This is a genomic window from Microbacterium xanthum (assembly GCF_034531355.1).
GTDB classification, from domain to species: Bacteria; Actinomycetota; Actinomycetes; order Actinomycetales; family Microbacteriaceae; genus Microbacterium; species Microbacterium xanthum.
In genome coordinates this window covers 355,280-376,179 of the sequence record NZ_JAWHUE010000002.1, presented here as the reverse complement: position 1 = coordinate 376,179, position 20,900 = coordinate 355,280, and the positions used below count along the sequence as shown (strand labels likewise).

The window sequence follows — 20,900 nt, the reverse complement described above, 5'->3', positions numbered from 1 at the left end:
CGGATCGCGCGGAATGGTCTAGTCGCGATACTTGCATAGGTGTCCGTCTATCTGACATAGGATGTCCGGGTGCTCCCCTCACCGACCGACGGGCCCGGCGCGGGCGGGTCGTGGCTCGATCGCGGATCGGCGGAGGACCTCGCTCGCACACTTCGGGCCGTCGCAGACCCGACACGTCTGCAGCTGTTGAGCGTCATCCTGTCGTCGGCCGGCGAGCGCGCGACGGTGTCGCACCTCACCGAGGTTCTCCACCTCACCCAACCGACGGTGACCCATCACGTGCGCATCCTCGTCGAAGACGGTCTGCTCCGGCGGGAACGCGAGGGGAAGTTCATCTGGCTCTCCATCGATCCCGCGCGCCGAGCCGCCGTCGAGGATGTGCTGCGATGAACGCCGCGCCGCACCGCGTCGGGCGGCCGCTCGATGCGGACTCAGCCCGGATGCGCGCGCAGCAGGCCGCGGCGCTCGGCGACTCAGCGGCCCTGCGCGTGCTCAGCGCATTGGCTGCGGGCGTTGCCGCGCCCGACCTGGCCGGCGTGCTCTTCCTTTCTGCGGAACGAGCGGAAGAGGCGCTGCTGCGCCTCGCATCCGTCGGACTGATCCATCCCGACGGGGCCGACGGGTACGCCCTGAACGGAGAGACGTGGGTGCGATTCGGGCGCTTGCTCGTCGAGGCGCCGCCGCAGCACTCGGGGGACGAACCCGCCACCCCGCGGCCCACGGCCCTGCCGGTCGCCATCGCGAGCGTCGCCCGCAATCTGTCCTACCGGTTCAGCTCCACCTTCAGCCCCGAGACCGTGTCGCGATACGTCGCCGAGAGCTACCTGCTCCTCAGCGAGCGAGCCCGGGTGCGCACGCACCTGGCGGCCCTGACCGCACGCTACGCGGCGGACCGGCTCGATGCGCTGGCCTCCGCACAGGGACTGATCCTGCGTGACACGCCGGAGGTCCTCTTCGTCTGCGTGCAGAACGCCGGCCGCTCGCAACTCGCCGCCGCGTTCCTTCGGCATCTGGCCGGCGACCGCGTGCACGTCCGCACGGCGGGATCCGCGCCGGCGGGCGAGGTGCATCCGCGTATCATCGCCGCACTCGATGAGGTGGGGGTGCCGATCAGCGACGAGTACCCCAAGCCTCTGACGGATGAGGTCGTGCAGGCGGCCGATTACGTCGTGACGATGGGATGCGGCGACGCGTGTCCGGTGTATCCGGGGCGCCGCTACAGCGACTGGGATCTGCCGGACCCCCTCGATCTCGACGAGGACGGGATGCGGCTCGTGCGGGACGAGATCCGCACGCGCATCGACGACCTGCTGATCGAGCTCGGCTTCGACCGCTGACGGAGACCGGGCGTTCAGACCGCCAGGCGGTACCCGACGCCGCGCACCGTCTCGATGGCGGTCGCGCCGCGGGCGGCGGTCGCCTCGAGACTGCGCCGCACGCCGGCGACCGCGACGCGGACGGTCGCCAACGGGTCGGCGGTGCCGCCCGCGTGCGCCCGCGCCAGTTCACCGATCGGGGCGACGCGGGGGTGGCACCGCACGAGATCCCACAGCAGGTCGAATTCGCGCGGGGTGACCTCGACCGGTCGCCCCGCCAGTTCGACGCGGTGACGACCTGCGTCGACGGTGAGCTCGCCGACGCTGATGGCGGCGAGGGGATCTGCGGCGATCGGGAGAGCACTGAGTTCCCGTGCCAGCCGGTCGGGTGAAAGCGGTAAGGACACCATCCCCCGCACGCCCACATCGAGTGCGGGGGCCGCCAGCGAAGGCGCCACCCCGACCGGCATTCCCAGCAGCACCCCGGCACCGCTGGTGGCCACGGCCACCTCGAGGGTGCCGACGAGGTCGTCGCACGGGAAGTCGGCGGCGACCACGAGGATCGCGTGCCGGTCGTGCACCACGTCGGTCAGCGCCGGCAGGATCTCCTCCCGCGTGTGCACGGCGATCCCGGCACGGCGATACTCGGCCGGGGTGCCGCGCACCAGGCGCGGCCCCCGACCCAGCACGACGACCTTGGCCGCCCCCGCGATGGGGTCGTCTCCCGCTCGCGACGCCGGTGGCGCGAGGAGGGTCATCCGAATCGCCCGCTGATGTAGTCCTCGGTGCGCTGATCCCGCGGGTTCTCGAAGATCTGCGAAGTCTGCCCGTACTCCACGAGCACGCCGGTGCGGTCGCCCGAGGTCTCATCCGCCAGCGCGGTGAAGAACGCGGTCCGATCGGCGACGCGGGCGGCCTGCTGCATGTTGTGCGTGACGATGACGATCGTGTAGTCGTCGCGCAGTTCGCGCATGAGGTCTTCGATGCGCATCGTGGCGATCGGGTCGAGCGCAGAACACGGCTCGTCCATGAGGATCACGTCGGGCTGAACGGCGATGGTGCGGGCGATGCACAGGCGCTGCTGCTGACCACCCGACAACCCGAACGCGGACTGCTTGAGCTTGTCCTTGACCTCCCCCCACAGCGCCGCGCGGGTGAGGGCCTCTTCGACGAGATCGTCCATGGAGTCGACCTTCATGCCGGTGACCCGCGGACCGTACGCGATGTTGTCGTAGATCGACTTCGGGAACGGGTTCGGCTTCTGGAAGACCATGCCGATGCGGCGGCGGACCTCGATCGGATCCACGCCCTTGGCGTAGATGTCCTGATCGAGGAACATGACCTTGCCGTCGACGCGGGCACCCTCGACGAGATCGTTCATGCGGTTCAGCGAACGCAGCAAGGTGGACTTGCCGCATCCGGACGGACCGATGAGGGCCGTGATCTCGTTCTTGCCGAAGTCGAGGTTGACCCCCGTGACGGCACGGAAATCGCCGTAGGAGATGTCGACGTCCTGGGCGCTGATGAGCGTGCTGGGGTTCTCAGGCAGAGGAGCGTGACCGCCGGCAGCATGGAAGTGCGGGTGCGGCTGGTCCTGGGTCGTGGAGGTGTCGCTCACGGTTACCACCGTTTCTGGTACTTGTTGCGGATGAAGATGGCCAAGGCGTTCATGAGAAGGAGCACGCCGAGCAGCAGCACACTGGTCGCGGCGGCGAGCTGGTGGAACCCCTCCTGCGGGCGCCCGGTCCAGTTGAAGATCTGGATCGGGAGGGTCGTGTACCCGCTCATGAGACCGTTCGGGTCGAAGGTGATGTAGACGAGCGCACCGAGCACGAGCAGCGGAGCGGCCTCACCGAGCGCTCGCGAGAGCGCGAGGATCGAGCCGGTCGCGATGCTCGGCACCGAGGCCGGGAGGACCTGCCGCCACACGGTCTGCCACCGCGTCGCACCGAGCGCGAGCGATCCGTCACGGATCTCGCCGGGAACCGCCCGGAGCCCCTCGCGGGTGGAGATGATGATCACCGGCAGGATCAGCAGCGACAGCGCGAGGGCGCCGCCGATGACGATGTTCTTGTTCGCCACCTGCAGCATCGCGAGGAATCCGAGCGCGAGCAGACCGTAGATGATCGAGGGCACCGCGGCGAGATTCTGCACGTTGAGCTCGATCAGCCGGTTGAACCAGTTCTTCTTGTCGGCGAACTCCTCCATGTGGATGGCAGCGGCGATACCCAGCGGCAACGTCATCACGGCGGTGGTGGCGATCACCCACAGCGAGCCGAGGATCGCCGGGCGCGCTCCGGCCTCGTCGGGGTCGGCGGCGGGGTAGTTCGTGAACAGCGTCGGGGTGAGCTTGGTCCACCCGTCGAGGAGGATCGTCACGAGCAGCGTCGCCAGCACCGCGAAGGCGATGAGCAGCGACAGCCACAGGGCGATGTAGAACAGGAGCGGACCGGGCTTGCGTTCACCGCTGCGCCCGCTGGTGTCCAGCTTGTCGGTGATGCGCACCTCACGGGTGCGGTCCTTCGTCGCGAGGGACATCAGTAGGCCTCCCGGAAGCGGCGGACGAGTCGGATGCTGATGAAGTTGATCAGCAGGGTGATGAGGAACAGCAGCAGGCCGACGGCGAACAAGGTGTTGTACTCCAGGCTCCCCACGCGCGAGTCGCCGAGGGCGGCATTGGCGATGAAGCCGGTCATCGTCTGCCCCTGTTCGAGGGGGTTGGTGACGATCTGCGCCTGGTTTCCGGCGGCGATCGCGACGATCATCGTCTCGCCAACGGCACGGGAGACGCCCAGCACCACGGCGGCGACGATGCCCGACAGCGCCGCAGGGAAGACCACCCGCAACGAGGTCTGCATGCGGTTGGCGCCGAGGGCCGCGCTTCCCTGTCGCATCGCGGTGGGAACGGCCGACATGGCGTCTTCCGAGATCGACGCGATGGTCGGGATGATCATGACACCCATCACAAGCCCGGCCGCGAGGACACTGAAGGCACCCGTCGGCAGGTTCAGCCAGTCCTTCAGCACGACGTTCTGCACGAACTGGAGGGCGAAGAAGCCGTACACGACGGTGGGGACGCCGGCGAGGATCTCCAGTAGCGGCTTGAGGACCTTGCGCGCACGCGGGCTGGCGTACTCGGCGAGCATGATGGCCGCGCCGAGGCCGAACGGCACCGCGACGACCAGTGCGATGAGGGTCGTCCACAGCGTGGCGGTGACCAGCGGCAGCACCCCGAAGGAGGCGTCGGCGAAGCGCGGCGCCCAGCGCGTTCCGAACAGGAAGTCCCACACGGGGACCTCGAGGAAGAAGCTGATCGAGGGCACCAGCAGCGCGATGAGGATGCCGATGGTGGTGACGATCGTGAGGCCGGCGGCAAGGCGCAGGACGGCCCGGATGATCGCCTCGCCGGGTCGCGCACGTCCGGCGAAGGCGGGCAGGACCCGGGGGTCCGAGCCGATGCTCGCACCCCCGGGCTTGTCGGTGACGGTTGTCATCGAAGTGATCTCTCAGACGAAGCCGGGGCTCAGCCGAGGGAGGCGAGCTCCTCCTGCGCGACGGTGATCTGGTCATCCGTCAGCGGGACGAACAGGGCCAGGTCGGCGACCTCGAGCGAGTTCTCGACGTAGAAGTCGACGAACGACTTCACCGCCTCGTTGCCGGTGTAGGAGGCGTTGTTGACGTAGATGAACAGCGGGCGACCCAGCGGGGTGTAGGTGCCGTCCTGCACGGTCTCCACCGAGGGGTACACGCCGTCGACGGAGGCGGCGATGATGACGCCCTCGTTCTCCTCGACGTAGCTGAGGCCGAGGAAGCCGATGCCGCCCTCGTCGCCCGCAACGCCCTGGATGGTGATGTTGTCGTCCTCCGAGGGGCTGTAGTCGGTGCGGATCGCACCGCTCTCACCGTTGACGGCCTCGGTGAAGTAGTCGAAGGTTCCGGAGTCGGTGCCGGCGCCGAACAGGGCGAGCGGCACGTCGGGGAAGCTGGGGTCGACATCGGCCCAGCTGGTGACCTCACCCTCGGACTCGGGCGCCCAGATGGTCTGCAGCTGCTCGACGGTCAGGTCGGTCGCCCAGTCGTTCTCGGGGTTGAGGATGACCGAGAGGCCGTCGTTGGCGGCGATGATCTCGGTGTACTCGACACCGTTGGCGGCACACTCTTCGGCTTCTTCGTCCTTGATCGGACGCGAGGCGTTGGAGATGTCGGTCTCGTCGGCGCAGAACGCCTTGAACCCGCCGCCGGTGCCCGAGGTGGCCACCGAGACGTTCACGCCCGGCTCCTCGTCGCGGTACAGGTCGGCGGCTGCTTCGGTGAGCGGCGCGACGGTCGACGAGCCATCGGTGGTGACCGAGCCCGACAGTCCGCCGTCGGCCGAGGTCGTGGTGCCGGTCTCCTGGCCGCCGCATGCGCTCAGGGCGAGAGCGGCCATGGTCAGTGTCGCGAGCGCGGCGCTTGCTGTGGTCTTCTTCACGGTGATGTTCCTCCGGCCGGGTGGGCCTCTTGGTGGACGACTGTCGGGACAACAGTCAGATAGAAGCTCATCTATCCGAAACAGATAGAAGACCTTCTATGTGAACGCCGGGTGAACGCGACCGCTCGCGGGGACGAAGAACGCCCCCACCGGATCGGCGGGGGCGTTGAAACCGTTGGGCGCGGACCGCTTACTGCGGCCGACGGGTGTCGTAGATGGTGCGGGTCACTCGCGCCCGGTAGCCGTCGCGGACGGTCTCCCGCAGCGTCACAACCCCCAGCGCCGCGATCGCGGCGATCACCACGGCCGCTTCCCATGCGAATTCCATCTCGAGTCACCTTTCTTCGAATCGGTAAGAGTCCTGCTCACTGTACCGGGCGAACCTGAGCAGATCGTCAGCGCAGAGCAGCCTCATCTTGGGCATATTGCCTCCTTCAGCGCGGGATAGCCTGGGCCTGCGCGACTCGAGACAAGGAGTGCCGATGGACATCGACCGCATCGACCCCACCCTGCGCGCCGCGACGCGCCGCGTGCCCCGGTTCCACCTCGAGAACCCGCTGTACCGCCGGGCGATGGCGCGCCTGACGCGGGTCAGCCCCGGAACCCGCGTGCCGGGGGTCGCGCGTCGTACGGTGCGCACGGGCGGCGTCCGACTGCGGGTGTACACGCCGCGGCGACCGGCCGGTGGCGCCCTGCTGTGGCTGCACGGCGGCGGACTGGTCATGGGCGCACCCGCGATGGACGACCGGCTGTGCGGCGTGACGGCCGCGCGAACCGGCGCGGTGGTCGTCTCGGTGGACTATCGGGTCGCGCCACGGCATCCCTTCCCCGCCGCGCTCGACGACGCCGCCGCGGGCTTCACGTGGCTGGACGGTCACGCCGGGGAACTGGGTATCGACCGGGGCCGCATCGCCGTCGGCGGGCAGAGCGCCGGCGGCGGCATCGCCGCGGCCCTCGTGCAGCGCCTTCACGACGAGGGCGCTGTCGTCGCGGCGCAGTGGCTGTGGTGCCCCATGCTCGACGACCGCACCGCCGCCGACCGCCCCCGGGACGCCGTCGACCACCCCGTCTGGAACAACAGGTCCAATCTCGTCGGATGGCGCGCGTACCTCGGCGACGGCTTCGGCCGAGCCGAAGGACCGCCCTATGCCGCGGCGGCACGGCGCGACGACCTTCGCGGCCTCCCACCGGCGTGGGTGTACACGACGGACATCGAGCTGTTCCACGACGAAGACGTCGCCTACGCGGACCGCCTGCGACAGGCGGGGGTCGACGTCACGCTCGATGTGGTGTCGGGGGCACCGCACGGATTCGAATCGTGGGCGTGGCAGACCGACCTGGCATCGGAGCTCGTCGACCGCGCGACGGCGTGGTTGGCCGCACGCCTCGACACCGCGTCCGCGTGACGTCGGCGCTCACGCGCATGTCGCCGGCGCGGCGCACAGCGCCTCCGCGGCGCGGGTACCGCGCCCGGCGCCGATGAGGGTCCATGCGAGACTCCACCCCGCGGCACCCAGGGCGAGGAGCGTCCAGGTGGCCATCGCGAACGGGAAGGACAGGCCCGGGCGACTGGTCTCGACGATCGCCATCACGATCGCCCCGATTCCCCCCAGCAGCGCCCCCCACCCGCCGATGGCGGTCGCCGAGGCCGCAGCCCGCTGAGCGGCGAACCACGCGGCATCGGACTCCATCGTCAGCGGCGTGCGCACGCCGACGGCGCCGTTGCGGCGCAGACGATCGCGTCGGCTCGCCCACGCCACCCACAGCATGAGCAGGCCGGCCGGAACGAGCACGATCCCGGTGATCAACAGCATCGGTTTTCCATCCCCCCGAATGTCCAACCTGCTGACCATATCGGCACACAGCCGCCGGGACCAAGCTTTCCCTCCGTCTATGAGAACGCTCTCACCCCTCCCCACCGAGCGTCCGTCGCAGCGTCAGGTCGCGGACGTGCCGAACAGATCGCGGAGGTCTTCGAAGATGAAATCAGGTTGCCGGTCAACAGGGGCTGCCGCCACATCCCGCCTCGTCGTGATGCCCGTCAGAACCAAAGCCGACCTCAGACCTGCCCGGCGGGCTCCGGCGATATCCGTATCGAGACGATCCCCGACCACCAAGGGCGCCCTCGCGCCGACTCGGGCACATGCGAGGTCGAACATGCCCCGTTCCGGCTTGCCCGCGAAGACAGGATCCCGACCGACAACTACTCGGACCGCCAGGACCAGTGCGCCATTACCCGGCACGTTTCCGCCCTCGACGGGCAACGAAAGGTCGCCGTTCGATGCGACCCACGGAATCTCGCTCGCTCTGCCCCGGGGAGCCAGCGCGAGACAGGCCTCGGCCAAGTCGGGCCAGCACACGGACCGGTCAAACCCCTGAACGACCGCGTCCGGGGATTCGGATGCACGGGAGACCGGGACGAACCCGGCCGAGCGAATGGCATCGACCAGTCCCTGTCCGCCGACGACCAAGATTCTCGCCCCCGTCGGCACCGACGACCGAAGGAGGTCGACGACGACGTGCGGGCTCGCCACAATGTCGTCGGGGCCTGCGGCAAGACCGAACTCCCGGAGACGGCGAGCGACCTCTTCCGGCGTGCGGGAGGCGTTGTTTGTCAGGTAGAGAACGGGCAGGGCTTCCGCAACGCGCCGAATGACCTCCACCGCGTGCGGAATCCGGGCTCGCCCGCGATAGACGACCCCGTCGAGGTCGAGGAACAACGCATCGACGCCCGCCAGCGGCGTCCCGTCACTGCGAAAGACATTCATCGAGAACCGCCGCGACCGCCCTCACATCGTGAGCAGACCGACCGAGGAAGAGCCCATCGACCGCTCCGCCGAGCTCACCGAGCATTCCAGGCCGCGCGCTGCCTCCATAGATCACGCGGGCTGCGTCCGCGTCGACACTGGTACGGAGTGCCGCGCACACATGCCGGATGTGGTCGTTGGAAGCTGGTCGGGATGCGCCGATCGCCCAGACGGGCTCGTAGGCGACCACGAGCTTCTTCCCGGAGGAGCCTCCTCCGGTGATCGCCCTCAGCTGGCGCACGCACTCGTCGGCAGCGGCGTCCGGACCGACCCGCACCTGCTCCCCCACGCAGACGATGGGAACGAGACCGTTTCGCCATGCCGCCCCACACTTGCGCGCGAGCAACTCGTCACCCTCACCGAAGTGACGTCGGCGCTCCGCGTGACCGATCTCGACGAACTCGCACCCGATCTGGCGCAGTTCCACCCCGCTGACCTCGCCGGTGAAAGCCCCGCGATCGTCGGCGGCGACGTTCTGTGCGCCGATCGAGACCGCCTTGTCCGCGATGAGCGTGCGCGCCTCGACCAAGGAAGGGAACGTGGGCAGCACGACCAGAGTCGTCGATCCATCGGCAAGGGCAGGATGCCCCTCGACCGCGCCGCCCAGGCGGTGGGCCCATCGCAACGTGTCGTGATGGTCGAGGTACATCTTGAGTCCGACACCGATGACCCGCCTGCCGAGCGGACGACTCATCGAGCTCCTGCTTTGCTCCGCACTGTCGGGAACGTCCCGGTCGGGGCGACCAGTCCGCCACTCATGTCCCTGGGGTGTCGTCCCCTCGCCCTCGGACGATTGACGTAGTACGTGACGACCATCACCAGCAGGAGCATCAGACCCCAGATGAGATTCTTGGCGTACGGCGAGAAGCCGAAGGCCGTCATCGAGGTCGAAAGGGTCTGGAGCAGCACGAGCGCGAAGCCGAGGCTGACGATCCGCCCTTTGCCGCCAAACGGATTGAACCCCGCGAGGACGACCGCGAGGATCGTCTGAAGCAGATAGGACTCTCCGAAACCGACCCGCATCGAGTTCGCCCGCGCGATGATCACGATCGCGGCGAGCCCGACGATGATGCCGATCAGCATGTAGGTGAAGATGATCGTCCGTTCCGTCCGCGCACCGGAGAACCGCAGCGCGACGTCGTTCTCGCCGAAGAGGTAGATCCGCCGCCCGAAGCGCGTCTTGGTCAGCGTGAGCCCGACAGCGACGAAGACCACGATGAGCATCACGAACACAAGCGGCGCCGGACCGATCGCGAGCGCGGCGATGTCGGAGAATCCCCCCACGAGGATCCCCACGCTGTTTCCCGTGGTGATGGCCATGCCGATCCCGGTGAAGAGGATCATCGTGCCCAGCGTGGCGAGGATCGGCGGGACCGACAGCTTGGCGATGATCAGGCCGTTCAGCAGGCCGGTCAACAACCCGGTCACGAGCGCGACGACGACGCCGAGCACGAACAGCATTCCCGAGTTGTCCTCGGTGACCGGGATGATCTGGCCGCTCATCGCGAGCGAGGCCATCACCCCTGCCAACCCCGCCGCCGCGACGATCGAGAGGTCGATGCCGCCGGTGAGCATCGCCAAGCCCATGGCGATCGCCAGGAGGCCGAACTCGCTCACCTGGATCGACATCGATTGCACGCCGGCGAGCGAGAACACCCGCTGACCCAGAAGCATGTACAGCGCGAAGGTGACGACGATGGTGGTGATCGCCAGTACCGTGAAGTCCTTGTCGCGGGCGAGGAAGGTGGTGAACCTGTTCATGGGTGGGCCCTTCAGTTCGACGAGAAGACCAGAGCGCGTCGGTTCGCCTGGCGTTGCCGGAAATAGATGAACCCGAGGATCGCGACGAGGACCGCACCGAAGAAGAGGTCCTGGAACGACGAGTCGAGCCCGAGATGGATGAGCGTGTTCTGCAGGAGCTGCCAGATCATGACGCCGAGGACGGTGCCGAGGATCGTCCCCTCTCCGCCGGTGAGCTTCGCCCCGCCGATCACGACCGCCGCGATGACCGCGAGTTCCGTTCCGATCAACGCCGCCGGGTTGATATAGGCCAGACCGCTGAAGTACACGATGCCGGCCAGCCCTGACAGGGCACCGACGTACATGTAGATGAACAGCTGTGTCTTGAGGATGCTCATCCCCACCCGCGAGGCCGACTCGGCGTTGCTCCCGAGCGCGTAGACCGAACGCCCGATCCGGGTCCGATACAGCAGGAACCAGGTGAGCACACCGACACCGATCACGAGGGGCAGGAAGATCGACAGGCCCGCCTGTCCGGACTCGCCGCCCACGGTGAACAAACGCGCCGACCCGAAGTCGAGGATCGACTGGGGTACGCCGGAGCGGGTGAAGGTCTCCATGCCCAGGAGGAGCGCCATGGCGCCGTGGAACACACTGGCCGTGCCGAGGGTGACGATCAGCGTCGGGAGGTTGTGGAGATGGATCAGAAGAGCGTTGATCGAGCCGAGGCCGCACCCGATGGCGACGGCGACCACGATGATGAACAGGATGTCATCGACACCGGTCGCCTTGGAGATCAGGACCGCGGAGTACCCGGCGACGATGCCGATCGCGGCGAAGGAGACGTCGATACCCCCGGAGATGAACACGATCAGCACGCCGAAGGCGAAAATCGTCAGGGCGGCGCCCGAGCGGATGAGATCGAAGAGCGTCGAGATGGTGAAGAAGCTCGCGCTCTGTGTGGCGACGAGGATGATGTAGCCCACGATGATGAGCGAGAGCATCTTCTCCATCGTCGTCATCTTGCGGTGAAAGACCGCGGCGAACGGCGAACGGGTCATCGCGCCACCTCCTGCTGCTCGGGCTGATCCTGATCGTCGGGATTGGAGATGATCCCGTCGAGGCGATCCCGGAATCCCTCCGCGCGGATCTCCTCCTCCTCGAAGGTGCGCAGGATGCGACCGTCGTGCATCACGAGGATCCGGTTGCAGTTGGCCACAACTTCTTCCGCTTCATCGGAGATCATGATCACCGCCATGTCCTCTCGGGCGAGCCGGTGGATCTGGTCGTAGATCTCGGACTTGGATCCGATGTCGATGCCCACCGTGGGGCTGTCGAGGATGAACACCTTCGGATCACGGAAGAGCCACTTGCCGATGACGACCTTCTGCTGGTTTCCGCCGGAGAGGTTCGACACCCGGGTGTCGATGTCCCGGTTGTTCACCTTCATCTCGTCGACGACCCGTTGGGCCAGAGCTCTCTCCTTCGCCGGCGACAGCGTGCGCACCGACGTCAGGATTCGTTCGAGCATGGTCGCCGTGGCATTCACCGCCACGGACTGCTTGCCGAAGAGCCCCTGCTCGTGACGGTCTTCCGGGACGAGTGCGATTCCGTGCCGCATCGCGTCCCACGGAGCGCGGATGGTCACAGGCTCGCCGTCGACGACAATGGAGCCTCCGGTGTGATGATTCAGTCCGAACAACGACAGCGCCATCTCGGTGCGGCCCGAACCGAGCAGCCCGATGACACCGAGGATGTCACCGCGGCGCACGTCGAAGGTGACGTCCGTGTAGTGCCCCTCGCGCGCGAGCTCCTTGACTTCGAGGACGGGGCGATCGTCGTCTTGGGTGCGGTGATAACGCTCATAGGTCACGTCGCGACCGGTCATGTGGCGACTCAGCGCGACCTCGTCCAGGTCGGCCGCCGCGAAGTCGCCGACCTTGATCCCGTCTCGGAAGACGCTGATGTTGTCGGCGATGGAGAAGACCTCGTCGAGCTTGTGACTGATGAACACGATCGACAGTCCCCGTCGTTTGAGGTCAAGGACGATCTCGAGCAGTCGTGAAACCTCACGATTGGTCAGCGCCGTGGTTGGTTCGTCCATGAACAACAGGCGCGCGTCCATACTCAGTGCCCGACAGATCGCGACCAGCTGACGATTGGCCATCGACAGCGAGCCCACCGGAGCATCCAGCGGCAGGTCCAGCCCGATCCGCTCCAACTGCTCCTTCGCGATGGTCCGCATCCGCTTGCGGCTGATGATCGGCGAGCGATCCTGCATCATGTGGTTGACGGCGATGTTCTCCGCCACCGAGAGGTGAGGGAACAGCGACAGATCCTGGTAGATGACCTGGATCCCCGCCGCGACCGCGTCGCTCGGATGGTGCCAGTGCGCGGGTTCACCGTTGAAGGCGATCTCACCGGCGTCGGCCTGATAGACGCCCGCGACGATCTTTGTGAAGGTCGACTTACCCGACCCGTTCTCGCCGGCCAGGCAGTGGATCTCTCCGGGTGCGATGTCGAGGTCGACACCGCGAAGGGCTTGGATTCCGCCGAAGGAGATTTCGAGGCCACGTGCTGACAGCAGCGGCGACGATGCGGCGGGGTTCGTCTCGGGCAACGCGACTCCTTTGTGCGGTTTCCGAGCGGGCGGCGCACGGAATGCGCCGCCCGCGAGGGATCAGAACGGGTAGTCGCCGTCGGCGAAGTCACCCGGGTAGTACTGCTGGATGTCGTTGCCGATGATGAGCTGACCGTCGACCACGACCTCTTCGTATCCAGGCCAACCGAGATCCGTCCCGGTGGCGACGTCCTCACCCTTGAGCATCCGGAGGGCGACGTCGTTGAGGGCCCATCCCCACCCGGCGGGGTCCCATCCCTGGCCGGCGAACATGTACCCCTCTTCGAGGTCGGGACCGGCCACGGACGGCAGGGTCAGGGCGACGACCTGGACGTCCTGACGCCCCTTGTCGCGGAGCGCACTGGCCATGCCGGATCCACCCGACGGGGTGGTCGCCAAATACCCGCCGAGATCGGGATACGCGCTGAGGATCTCTTCGGCGAGGTCGCGGCTGACCTGGTCGTCGTTCTCGTTCTCGTACGGCGTCGGCGAGACGTTGACCATGTCGGGGCAGTTCTCGGCGATGTACTCGTTGGCCGCAGCGAGCCACTCCATGTGCGACTCACTGGTGAGCAGGCCCACGCTCGTGGCGTACTCCCCTTCGCAGTTCATCGCCTCGGTGAGCTGCTGACCGAATCCGGCGCCGAACTCGGCGTTGTAGAAGGCCTCCACGTCGTAGTCGATGGAGTCGGTGCCCACGAGCTGCGTGGCCTCGGTGACCCCGACGATGATGCCCGCTTCGCGTGCGCGTTCCAGCACCGGGGCGATTCCCAGCACGTCGTTGGGGACGACGATGATGGCGTCGACCTGCTGGGCGATGAGGTCTTCGACGATCTGGACCTGCTGAGCGGGGTCGCCCGAGTCCGGGCCGGTCTGGTAGGCCTCGACCTCGTCCGAATACTCGTCGTTGAACATGTCGACGCCTTCGGACATCCGCTGGAACCAGGTGATCCCCTCGACCTTCGAGACGGTGACGATACGGTACTTGCCGTCGTCGTCACCGGATCCGGCGTCGCCGCCGTCGCCGGCGCCGACGGTGGTGCATCCTGCGGCGGCGAGCGCCGCGATGCCGATCGTTGCAGCGGCGACCGAGCGCCGGGTGTGCTTGATTTTCATGCGCGTTCTCCCTTGAACTTGCGACAGGACATCGCTTGTCGTTTCTCACGCTTCCAGGTGCCCTCCGACCCCGTAATTGGGGCTTTCCCTATCGGCGGGTAGGGACTCCCCCACCCGCCGAGAGGGCGTCAGGCCAGGAGCGTGTAGGGGTTCTCCAGGGCGGCGGCGAACGCCGCGAGCCACCGGGCACCCAGCACCCCGTCGATCGGACGGTGATCGAACGACGCCGTCACCTTCATCACGCGGGCGGGCACGATGCCGCCGTCTTCGACCACGGGCGTCTCGACGATGGCCCCGACGGCGAGGATGCCGACCTGCGGCGGGTTGATGATCGCGGAGAACTCCTCCACACCGAACATGCCGAGATTGGACACCGTGAACGACCCTCCCTCGAGGTCCTCCTGTCGGAGGCGTCCCTCGTCGGCACGTGCGACATAGTCCCGCACACGTTTGGAGACCTCCGTCAGTCGTAGCCGATCGACGTCGCGGACAACGGGTGTCACCAGGCCCTTCTCGCTGCCGATGGCCACGGAGACATCGATCGAGGGAAGGGGTCTGACCGCGTCGGGGAGCCACATGACGTTGGCCTCGGGGACCGACACGAACGCCTCCGCGATCGCTTTGACGATGAAATCGTTGACCGATACACGTGTGGTCGACGCGGCGTTGATGGTCTCGCGCAGGTCGAGCAGGGCGTCCATGCGCACGCTTCGAGACAGGTAGAAGTGCGGGGACTGCTGCTTGCTCGCCGCCAGCGCGGTCGCGATGGCGCGCCGCATGCGGGTGTGGGGGATGTCGCCCTCCGCCGCGGGGGTGGCCTCGGTCACGGGTGCCGAAGCCGGGGTCGGCGCAGCCGGGGGTGGCGTGGACGGGAGCGAGGTTTCCGGGGCTGCCAGAACCTTCTCGAGGTCACGTTTGACGACACGGCCGTGCGGACCGCTTCCGGGCACGCTTTCCAGCGACACGCCTGCGTCGTGAGCCAACCGGCGCACCAGGGGTGAGGCGAACAGTCGTCGCCCCTCTCCCGCGGGGCTCGGCGCGACGGCACTCGACGCCGCGGCCGCGGCCGGTTCGCCGGCGGGTGCGGTGTCGAGGGCACGCTCGGGCGCTGGTGCGCGCTCGGGGTCGGAGGCTTCGGAGTCGGATCCCGCGTCGTCGCCATCACCCAGTCCGAGGCTCGTCAGCAGCGCTTCTCCCGCGTCGTCGCCCTCCCCCGCCGCCAGGACGACGGCGATGGGGTTTCCCACCACGACCGATTCGCCGGGTTCGGCGAGCAGTCGCCATACGGTTCCGGCGGCGTCCGCGACGATGTCGACATTGGCCTTCTCGGTCTCAACAACCGCGAGGGCGTCGCCTTCACCGATGCTCGCTCCGCTCGAGACGGACCATTCGACGAGCACCGCCTCCTCGGAATCGGCCGAGACACCGGGCATCCGCAGCGCACTGGCCATCAGTCGGCCCCTTCCGTGTCGAAGGCGAGTCTGGTCAGGCCCGCCGCGACGTCGTCCGCGTTCGCGAGAGCCGCCTCTTCGAGGACCTTGCTGATGCTCGGCGACGACTCACTTCCGGAGACCCGCGCGACGGGTGCGTCCAGCCAATCGAAGTACCGGCGCTGGATCTCATCGGCCAAGAGCGCCCCGTAGGAGGTCTGGCGAGATCCCTGCTCGACGATCATCACCCGGTTCGTCTTCGTGATGCTCTGCTCGATGGTCGCCCAGTCGACACTGGCCATGTCGAGCCACCGAAGGTCGATGACCTCCGCGTCGACGCCGCTCCTCTCCGCCGCCTCCACGCTCGGCGCGACCATCGACAGGTAGGTCAGTACCGTCACGGCCTCGCCCGTGCGGCGCACGGCGGCGGATCCGACGGGCAGCAGGTAGTCCAGATCGCCCTCGGGAATCTCGCCTTCGGCGCGGTACAGGTCGGCGTCGTGCTCGAGCACCGCGACCGGATCCTCGCACAGCAGAGCGGCGTTCATAGCTCCGACGTAGTCGTGGGGTGTCGAAGGCGCCACGATGCGCCACCCGGCGGAAGAGGCCATCACCCCGGCGGGGTCCATCGAATGCTGGGATCCGTAACCGGTGCGAGTGCCCACCTTGATGCGCATCACCAACGGCATGCTGTGATGGCCGCCGAACATGTGACGCGCTTTGCCGATCTGGTTGAACAGCTGATCAGCGGCGACCCACACAAAGTCGGCGTACATGAGCTCGATTACCGGACGATAGCGCCCGTCCAGCGCCATACCTCCGGCCAGACCGCTGAAGGCCGCCTCGCTGATCGGCGTTCCCAGCACGCGGTCGGGATACGCCGTTTTCAAACCCTTCGTCGCTCCACGCGGTCCTCCGCTGAGCTTGTGGACGTCCTCCCCGAGGACGACGATGCGCTCATCCTCGGCCATGCGCCGCGACATCACCTCGGCGACCGCGTCGACGAACCGCACGGAGGTCGTGGCGCCGGTGACCTCGTCGGCTTCGAGGTAGCGAGCCCCGTCCAGTTCCGACAGGTCGCCCCGGATACCCTCATCGATCGCCCCGGGATCCGGCCACAGCTCGAGCCGGAAGCGTTGCTGACCCTTGCGGTCCGGGTCGGGTTCGAGCAGGTCGTCGCAGACCGAGGACATGATCGCCTTGCACCGTGCACGCAGGTCGGCGATATCGTCCGCGCTGGCGATACCGCGCCGGATCAGGTGTCCACCGATGGCCTCGAGCGGGTCGCGACCACGCCAGGATGCCTCTTCGTCGCGGTCGCGATAGCCGAACGCGCTGCCCGGGAAGGGGCCGTTCTGGTGGAAGTAACGGTAGACGTCGGCCTCGATCATCGTCGGGCCCTTGCCCGCACGCATGTGCGCGAGCGCCTCCTCCATGGCCAGGTGCACCGCGAGGGGGTCCATGCCGTCCACACGCCAGCTCGGGATGTTGAACCCGAGTGCACGAGCCGACAGGCGCGGTTCACCCGTCGCCTCCTCGACCGTGGTCGAGACCGCGTACTGGTTGTTCTCGACGAAGAAGCACACCGGCAACGACCAGGCCGACGCGAGGTTCAGGCTCTCCAGCACCGAGCCGATGTTCATCGCGCCGTCACCGAAGTAGGTCACCGAGACGGCGTCCGTGCCGGCGTGCCGGTCCGACCATGCGAAGCCCGCCGCGAACGGGACGGCTCCACCGACGATGGCGTTCGTGCCCATGGCCCCGATCTCTTTCCACTGCAGGTGCATCGACCCACCTCGGCCACCGCAGTAGCCGGCGGCGAGTCCGCAGATCTCCGACAGGCTGCGCGAGAGCACCTCTCGAACGGTGTCGGAGAACCCCGCCGTCATGTCGAACCCGTCAGGTTGCACGGCGGTGAGCGCCTTCGCGAGGAACTGGTGGTGCCCACGATGGGAGCCGTTGATCTGGTCGGCGACCGTCAGGGGAAGGATCGATCCCACCGCCCCGCCCTCCTGCCCGATGCTGGAGTGTGCCGGGCCGTTGATGAGCTTCTGCCCTGCCAGGTCGAGCACGCTCTCCTCGAACGCGCGGATCAGGTGGAGCTGCGTGGCCATCGTGGTCAGCACGGCCGGGTCTGCGGCGTCCCAGTCCTTCGTGGTGGTGCGAAGTTCCACCCACGGGGAAGCGGGAGCAAGCTTCTTCTTCGTCGTCATCTAGGTCATCCTCGATCTCTGAGTCGGCATCCGCGGCGATGCAACCCTCGTCCTGATGCTAGGGACGGCATGACACCGCCGGTATGCGGGCTTTCCCGCCGTCGCGGTAGGGATGACCCCACCGACGCCCACCCCGGTCACCCGAGGAGTGACTGGAAGCGTCGATACTGCTCGAGGGAGACGCTGCGAGATCGGCCCCGCTCCTCCAATGTCGACAGCCTCACGTCGTGGCCGGCCACGGTGGCCATCGCGCCGTGCCGACCGCGCACGAGCGCATCCGCGGCGGCATAGCCCAGCTGCGCGGCCAGCACTCGGTCGGCCGCGGTGGGTGCAGCCCCGCGCTGAACCGGCGCGAGGCCGCTGACGAGCGGCTCGACACCCGTGTGCGATTCGATGATCTGGCGGAGCCGGCGACCGGCTCCCTCCTCCTGCGACGATTCGGCGGCGAGGGCGAAGCCCTCGGCGACCACGACCAGGTGGCCACGTCGGGCGGTGATCCCGAGCCGCTCCCGGATCTGCTCGCTGGTCTGCGGCCATTCCGGGATCAGCACCACGTCGGCGGACGCCGCCAGAGCCGCGTACAAGGCGATCCAGCCGGCATCGCGCCCGATGACTTCGGCGACCACACACCGTTGCTGGGCGTCTCCGACGGCGCGGAGCCGGCTCATCGCCTCCGCCCCCACACCGACCACGGTGTCGAAACCGAGCGCCTGCTCCGTGCACCCGAGTGCATTCTCGACCGACGTCGGAACCGCGAGCACCGGGACACCGGCCCGCGAGAGCGATTCGGCCACCGACATGGTCTGCTCCCCACCCACCATGAGCAGCCCGTCGAGGTTCGACATGCGCACGCCCGCCACGAGGGCATCGAGATCCGGTGGCGCCACAGCGTCGCTGTGGGGCGACGCCCCGAGGACGGTCCCCGGGGCCGCTGCGGCCCCGCGGACCGCGCGCCAGCCGAGCTCGATGGTCTGCACGTCGAGCACACCACGCCATCCGTCCACGAAGCCGACGAAGTCGGCCTCGTGCGCTTGCGCTCCCCGAAGGACGGCAGCCCGGATCACGCCGTTGAGTCCGGGATAGTCATCGCCGCCCGCGAGAACGCCGAATCGGCGTCGTGCGGTGCCCACGACGACGACGCTAGCCTGCTGAGCCAGCCACCCCCATACGGGATTCCCCCGATGCCGCGTAGGGAATACACCCCGCTCTCGGCGGAATCCGGCGACGGTGGCGCGCATACCCGCGAGGTGTACACTCCGGATCAGTCGTCGCACTCCGATGACGGTCGAGGAGGACCGCTCATGTCACAGGAATTCGCGTACGTAGAGACCGCCCCCGAGGTCTTGACACCCTCCGGGCACCTTCGTGCGATCACCGAGTCAGCCGCCGAGCTGGCGGGCCAGTTCGAACTCCAACCGCTGCTGGAGCGCATCCTCAGGAGCGCCACGCGATTGCTGGGGTGCCATTCCGGATCGATCAGCCTGGTCGACGAGGTCGCGGGCACGTACACCAAACGCGTCGACGTCGGCGTCGGCTGCTCCGAAGGGCAGACCTTCTCCCTCGACCAGGGCGTGACGGGGGAGATCGTGCGCACGCGCAGCGCCGTGGTGCTGCACTCCTACTCGGCCATCAGCGCCGGACACATCTCCGCCGACGACCCGCGCTGGAGCTGCGCCGTCCTCGGCGTGCCCATCCGATGGGGCGACCGCATCATCGGCAGCTGCGTCATCTTCGGCGACGAGCCGCATCGGCTGTTCACCACGACCGACGCCGAACTGGCGGAGCTGTTCGCCAGCCACGCTGCGATCGCGCTGGCCAACGCTGAGATGCACACGCGACTGTCCAAGCGCGACCGCGAGATCGCCGTCGCGCACGAACGCGAGGGCGTCGTGCGCGACGTGCAATCCACCGTCGGCCACGCTTTGCGGTCGATGGTCATCGACCTGCACCAGGCCAACGAGCTCCTCTCCCCCTCGCACCCGGCGCGCGAGCACATCGACGAGGCCCGGCAACGCGCCGAGGCCGCGCTCATGGAAGCCCGCCGCACGGCCGCCGGCATCGGACCGACCGCCCTCGAGGGTGGGACGCTGGAGCAGGCGCTGTCCGACGAGCTGAATTGGGTGTCATCGGTCGCGCCGCTGCAGACGGCACTGTCGGTGTCGGGCTCACGGCGCGAGGTGTCGGCCGAAGTCTCCCACCAACTGCTGCGGATCGCGCAGGAGGCTCTGACGAACGTGGTCAACCACGCGCGCGCCGCGACGGTGCGGGTGGGGCTCCTCTACAGCTCGCACTCGGTCACGCTCCTCGTCGAAGACGACGGTCGCGGGTTCGTCCCGGCCTCCCACGGGTACACCGGCCCCCGCTCCCCCGCGGGCGGACTCGGACTGCACGGTATCTCTTCCCGAGTGACCCATCTCGGCGGTGAGCTCGACATCGAATCAATCGAGGGATGGGGCACGAAAGTCCGCGTGGTGCTGCCGGAGATGCCGGACGCGATCGCCACGCCCACGACGGCCCCGTGGAGGGTGCTGATCTCCAGCACCCAACCCCTCGTCTCGGCGGGCTTGGTTCGGGTGCTGCAGCTGCACGAGCCGTCGATGCAGATCGTCACCGAGGGTCACGACTCGGACGACCTGCTCGCGAGTATCGATCAGGTGGCCCCCGACGTGGTCGTCGTCGATCTCGACACCCACGAGCGTGCGCTCCCGCAGATCGCAGAGCGTCTGAAAGCCGTCAACAGCCGGGCCGCGATCGTCGCGTACATGGAGTCACCCAACGTCGACCAGATCCGCCTGACCCGCGATGTGGGGGTGCGCGGATACCTCACCAAGCGTTCCTCCCCCGACGCCATCGCCCGGAGCATCGTCGCGGCAGGCGAAGGCGTCGCGATGATCGATGCGGGGTTGTACGAGCACCTGCTCGACAACGGCGGCAGTGCCACATCGCCGGGCGAGCGCCTCACCGCCCGTGAGGTCGAAGTCAGAGGTCTCGTGGCCAAGGGGATGGCCGACAAGCAGATCGCCACCGAGCTGGGGATCTCGGTCAAGACCGTCGAGAAGCACGTCGGGTCACTGCTACGCAAGTGCGGGGCACACAACCGCACCATGCTCGCCGGGATGGGCGAGACCGCTCCGACCTTCTGAGCACCCTACGTGATTCCCCTACTCCCGAGGGGGGACACCCCTCA

General features: G+C 67.8%; 20 protein-coding genes. 4 read left to right on the top strand and 16 right to left on the bottom strand.

From position 1 onward, the window contains the following. The first annotated feature begins 69 nt into the window (after positions 1–69). On the top strand, positions 70–390 hold the full coding sequence (locus RZO50_RS07395) for an ArsR/SmtB family transcription factor (protein WP_322599072.1): 321 nt from the start codon (positions 70–72) through the stop codon (positions 388–390). Further along, positions 387–1,337, top strand: coding sequence for an arsenate reductase ArsC (locus RZO50_RS07390; RefSeq protein WP_322599071.1), 951 nt, complete (start codon positions 387–389; stop codon positions 1,335–1,337). The genes RZO50_RS07395 and RZO50_RS07390 overlap by 4 nt, the downstream gene beginning before the upstream one ends. 14 nt (positions 1,338–1,351) lie before the next feature. On the opposite strand, the gene RZO50_RS07385 is transcribed toward RZO50_RS07390, so the two are convergent. The 6 genes from RZO50_RS07385 to RZO50_RS07360 form a co-directional block, all read right to left on the bottom strand. Beyond that, positions 1,352–2,074, bottom strand: coding sequence for a winged helix-turn-helix domain-containing protein (locus RZO50_RS07385; RefSeq protein ID WP_322599070.1), 723 nt, complete (start codon positions 2,072–2,074; stop codon positions 1,352–1,354). Beyond that, positions 2,071–2,865, bottom strand: coding sequence for a phosphate ABC transporter ATP-binding protein PstB (gene pstB / locus RZO50_RS07380; protein ID WP_416211587.1), 795 nt, complete (start codon positions 2,863–2,865; stop codon positions 2,071–2,073). The genes RZO50_RS07385 and pstB overlap by 4 nt, the downstream gene beginning before the upstream one ends. 71 nt (positions 2,866–2,936) lie before the next feature. Then, on the bottom strand, positions 2,937–3,854 hold the full coding sequence (gene pstA, locus RZO50_RS07375; protein ID WP_322599069.1) for a phosphate ABC transporter permease PstA: 918 nt from the start codon (positions 3,852–3,854) through the stop codon (positions 2,937–2,939). After that, on the bottom strand, positions 3,854–4,810 hold the full coding sequence (gene pstC, locus RZO50_RS07370) for a phosphate ABC transporter permease subunit PstC (protein WP_322599068.1): 957 nt from the start codon (positions 4,808–4,810) through the stop codon (positions 3,854–3,856). Before pstC ends, pstA begins: the two co-directional genes overlap by 1 nt. 29 nt (positions 4,811–4,839) lie before the next feature. Further along, the gene (locus RZO50_RS07365) at positions 4,840–5,787 is read right to left on the bottom strand and encodes a PstS family phosphate ABC transporter substrate-binding protein (RefSeq protein WP_322599067.1); all 948 of its coding nucleotides are present in this window, start codon (positions 5,785–5,787) and stop codon (positions 4,840–4,842) included. A gap of 190 nt (positions 5,788–5,977) precedes the next feature. Next, entirely contained in the window at positions 5,978–6,115 is a 138-nt protein-coding gene (locus tag RZO50_RS07360) for a hypothetical protein (protein ID WP_322599066.1), read from the bottom strand. Positions 6,116–6,269: 154 nt separating this feature from the next. Here RZO50_RS07360 and RZO50_RS07355 point away from each other — a divergent pair, with 154 nt between their 5' ends. After that, positions 6,270–7,193: an alpha/beta hydrolase gene (locus RZO50_RS07355; RefSeq protein ID WP_322599065.1), complete on the top strand. Its 924-nt coding sequence runs from the start codon at positions 6,270–6,272 to the stop codon at positions 7,191–7,193. A gap of 9 nt (positions 7,194–7,202) precedes the next feature. On the opposite strand, the gene RZO50_RS07350 is transcribed toward RZO50_RS07355, so the two are convergent. The 10 genes from RZO50_RS07350 to RZO50_RS07305 form a co-directional block, all read right to left on the bottom strand. After that, positions 7,203–7,601, bottom strand: coding sequence for an SdpI family protein (locus RZO50_RS07350; RefSeq protein WP_322599064.1), 399 nt, complete (start codon positions 7,599–7,601; stop codon positions 7,203–7,205). A gap of 123 nt (positions 7,602–7,724) precedes the next feature. Continuing rightward, positions 7,725–8,555 (bottom strand): HAD-IIA family hydrolase, encoded by an 831-nt coding sequence (locus RZO50_RS07345; RefSeq protein WP_322599063.1) that lies wholly within the window; start codon positions 8,553–8,555, stop codon positions 7,725–7,727. Then, positions 8,536–9,288 (bottom strand): triose-phosphate isomerase family protein, encoded by a 753-nt coding sequence (locus tag RZO50_RS07340; RefSeq protein ID WP_322599062.1) that lies wholly within the window; start codon positions 9,286–9,288, stop codon positions 8,536–8,538. Before RZO50_RS07340 ends, RZO50_RS07345 begins: the two co-directional genes overlap by 20 nt. Next, positions 9,285–10,355, bottom strand: coding sequence for an ABC transporter permease (locus RZO50_RS07335; protein WP_322599061.1), 1,071 nt, complete (start codon positions 10,353–10,355; stop codon positions 9,285–9,287). Before RZO50_RS07335 ends, RZO50_RS07340 begins: the two co-directional genes overlap by 4 nt. Positions 10,356–10,366: 11 nt before the next feature. Next, positions 10,367–11,395: an ABC transporter permease gene (locus tag RZO50_RS07330; RefSeq protein ID WP_322599060.1), complete on the bottom strand. Its 1,029-nt coding sequence runs from the start codon at positions 11,393–11,395 to the stop codon at positions 10,367–10,369. Continuing rightward, on the bottom strand, positions 11,392–12,954 hold the full coding sequence (locus RZO50_RS07325) for a sugar ABC transporter ATP-binding protein (RefSeq protein ID WP_322599059.1): 1,563 nt from the start codon (positions 12,952–12,954) through the stop codon (positions 11,392–11,394). The genes RZO50_RS07330 and RZO50_RS07325 overlap by 4 nt, the downstream gene beginning before the upstream one ends. Before the next feature lie 60 nt (positions 12,955–13,014). Beyond that, positions 13,015–14,070 (bottom strand): substrate-binding domain-containing protein, encoded by a 1,056-nt coding sequence (locus RZO50_RS07320; RefSeq protein ID WP_322599058.1) that lies wholly within the window; start codon positions 14,068–14,070, stop codon positions 13,015–13,017. Positions 14,071–14,198: 128 nt separating this feature from the next. Beyond that, positions 14,199–15,521 (bottom strand): dihydrolipoamide acetyltransferase family protein, encoded by a 1,323-nt coding sequence (locus RZO50_RS07315; protein ID WP_322599057.1) that lies wholly within the window; start codon positions 15,519–15,521, stop codon positions 14,199–14,201. After that, positions 15,521–17,713: an alpha-ketoacid dehydrogenase subunit alpha/beta gene (locus tag RZO50_RS07310; protein ID WP_322599056.1), complete on the bottom strand. Its 2,193-nt coding sequence runs from the start codon at positions 17,711–17,713 to the stop codon at positions 15,521–15,523. The genes RZO50_RS07315 and RZO50_RS07310 overlap by 1 nt, the downstream gene beginning before the upstream one ends. A gap of 137 nt (positions 17,714–17,850) precedes the next feature. After that, positions 17,851–18,843, bottom strand: a complete 993-nt coding sequence (locus RZO50_RS07305) for a 6-phosphofructokinase (protein ID WP_322599055.1) — start codon at positions 18,841–18,843, stop codon at positions 17,851–17,853. Positions 18,844–19,014: 171 nt separating this feature from the next. Between RZO50_RS07305 and RZO50_RS07300 the strand changes: the two genes are divergently transcribed. After that, entirely contained in the window at positions 19,015–20,856 is a 1,842-nt protein-coding gene (locus RZO50_RS07300; RefSeq protein ID WP_322599054.1) for a GAF domain-containing protein, read from the top strand. The last annotated feature ends 44 nt before the right edge of the window (positions 20,857–20,900 follow it).

What these genes read in the sequence shown, in the direction of transcription:
- RZO50_RS07390 (WP_322599071.1), top strand. Translation starts at nt 387, where the DNA reads ATGAACGCCGCGCCGCACCGCGTCGGGCGGCCGCTCGATGCGGACTCA.
- RZO50_RS07385 (WP_322599070.1), bottom strand. Translation starts at nt 2,074, where the DNA reads ATGACCCTCCTCGCGCCACCGGCGTCGCGAGCGGGAGACGACCCCATC.
- pstA (WP_322599069.1), bottom strand. Translation starts at nt 3,854, where the DNA reads ATGTCCCTCGCGACGAAGGACCGCACCCGTGAGGTGCGCATCACCGAC.
- pstC (WP_322599068.1), bottom strand. Translation starts at nt 4,810, where the DNA reads ATGACAACCGTCACCGACAAGCCCGGGGGTGCGAGCATCGGCTCGGAC.
- RZO50_RS07360 (WP_322599066.1), bottom strand. Translation starts at nt 6,115, where the DNA reads ATGGAATTCGCATGGGAAGCGGCCGTGGTGATCGCCGCGATCGCGGCG.
- RZO50_RS07355 (WP_322599065.1), top strand. Translation starts at nt 6,270, where the DNA reads ATGGACATCGACCGCATCGACCCCACCCTGCGCGCCGCGACGCGCCGC.
- RZO50_RS07350 (WP_322599064.1), bottom strand. Translation starts at nt 7,601, where the DNA reads ATGCTGTTGATCACCGGGATCGTGCTCGTTCCGGCCGGCCTGCTCATG.
- RZO50_RS07345 (WP_322599063.1), bottom strand. Translation starts at nt 8,555, where the DNA reads ATGAATGTCTTTCGCAGTGACGGGACGCCGCTGGCGGGCGTCGATGCG.
- RZO50_RS07340 (WP_322599062.1), bottom strand. Translation starts at nt 9,288, where the DNA reads ATGAGTCGTCCGCTCGGCAGGCGGGTCATCGGTGTCGGACTCAAGATG.
- RZO50_RS07335 (WP_322599061.1), bottom strand. Translation starts at nt 10,355, where the DNA reads ATGAACAGGTTCACCACCTTCCTCGCCCGCGACAAGGACTTCACGGTA.
- RZO50_RS07330 (WP_322599060.1), bottom strand. Translation starts at nt 11,395, where the DNA reads ATGACCCGTTCGCCGTTCGCCGCGGTCTTTCACCGCAAGATGACGACG.
- RZO50_RS07320 (WP_322599058.1), bottom strand. Translation starts at nt 14,070, where the DNA reads ATGAAAATCAAGCACACCCGGCGCTCGGTCGCCGCTGCAACGATCGGC.
- RZO50_RS07315 (WP_322599057.1), bottom strand. Translation starts at nt 15,521, where the DNA reads ATGGCCAGTGCGCTGCGGATGCCCGGTGTCTCGGCCGATTCCGAGGAG.
- RZO50_RS07310 (WP_322599056.1), bottom strand. Translation starts at nt 17,713, where the DNA reads ATGACGACGAAGAAGAAGCTTGCTCCCGCTTCCCCGTGGGTGGAACTT.
- RZO50_RS07300 (WP_322599054.1), top strand. Translation starts at nt 19,015, where the DNA reads ATGTCACAGGAATTCGCGTACGTAGAGACCGCCCCCGAGGTCTTGACA.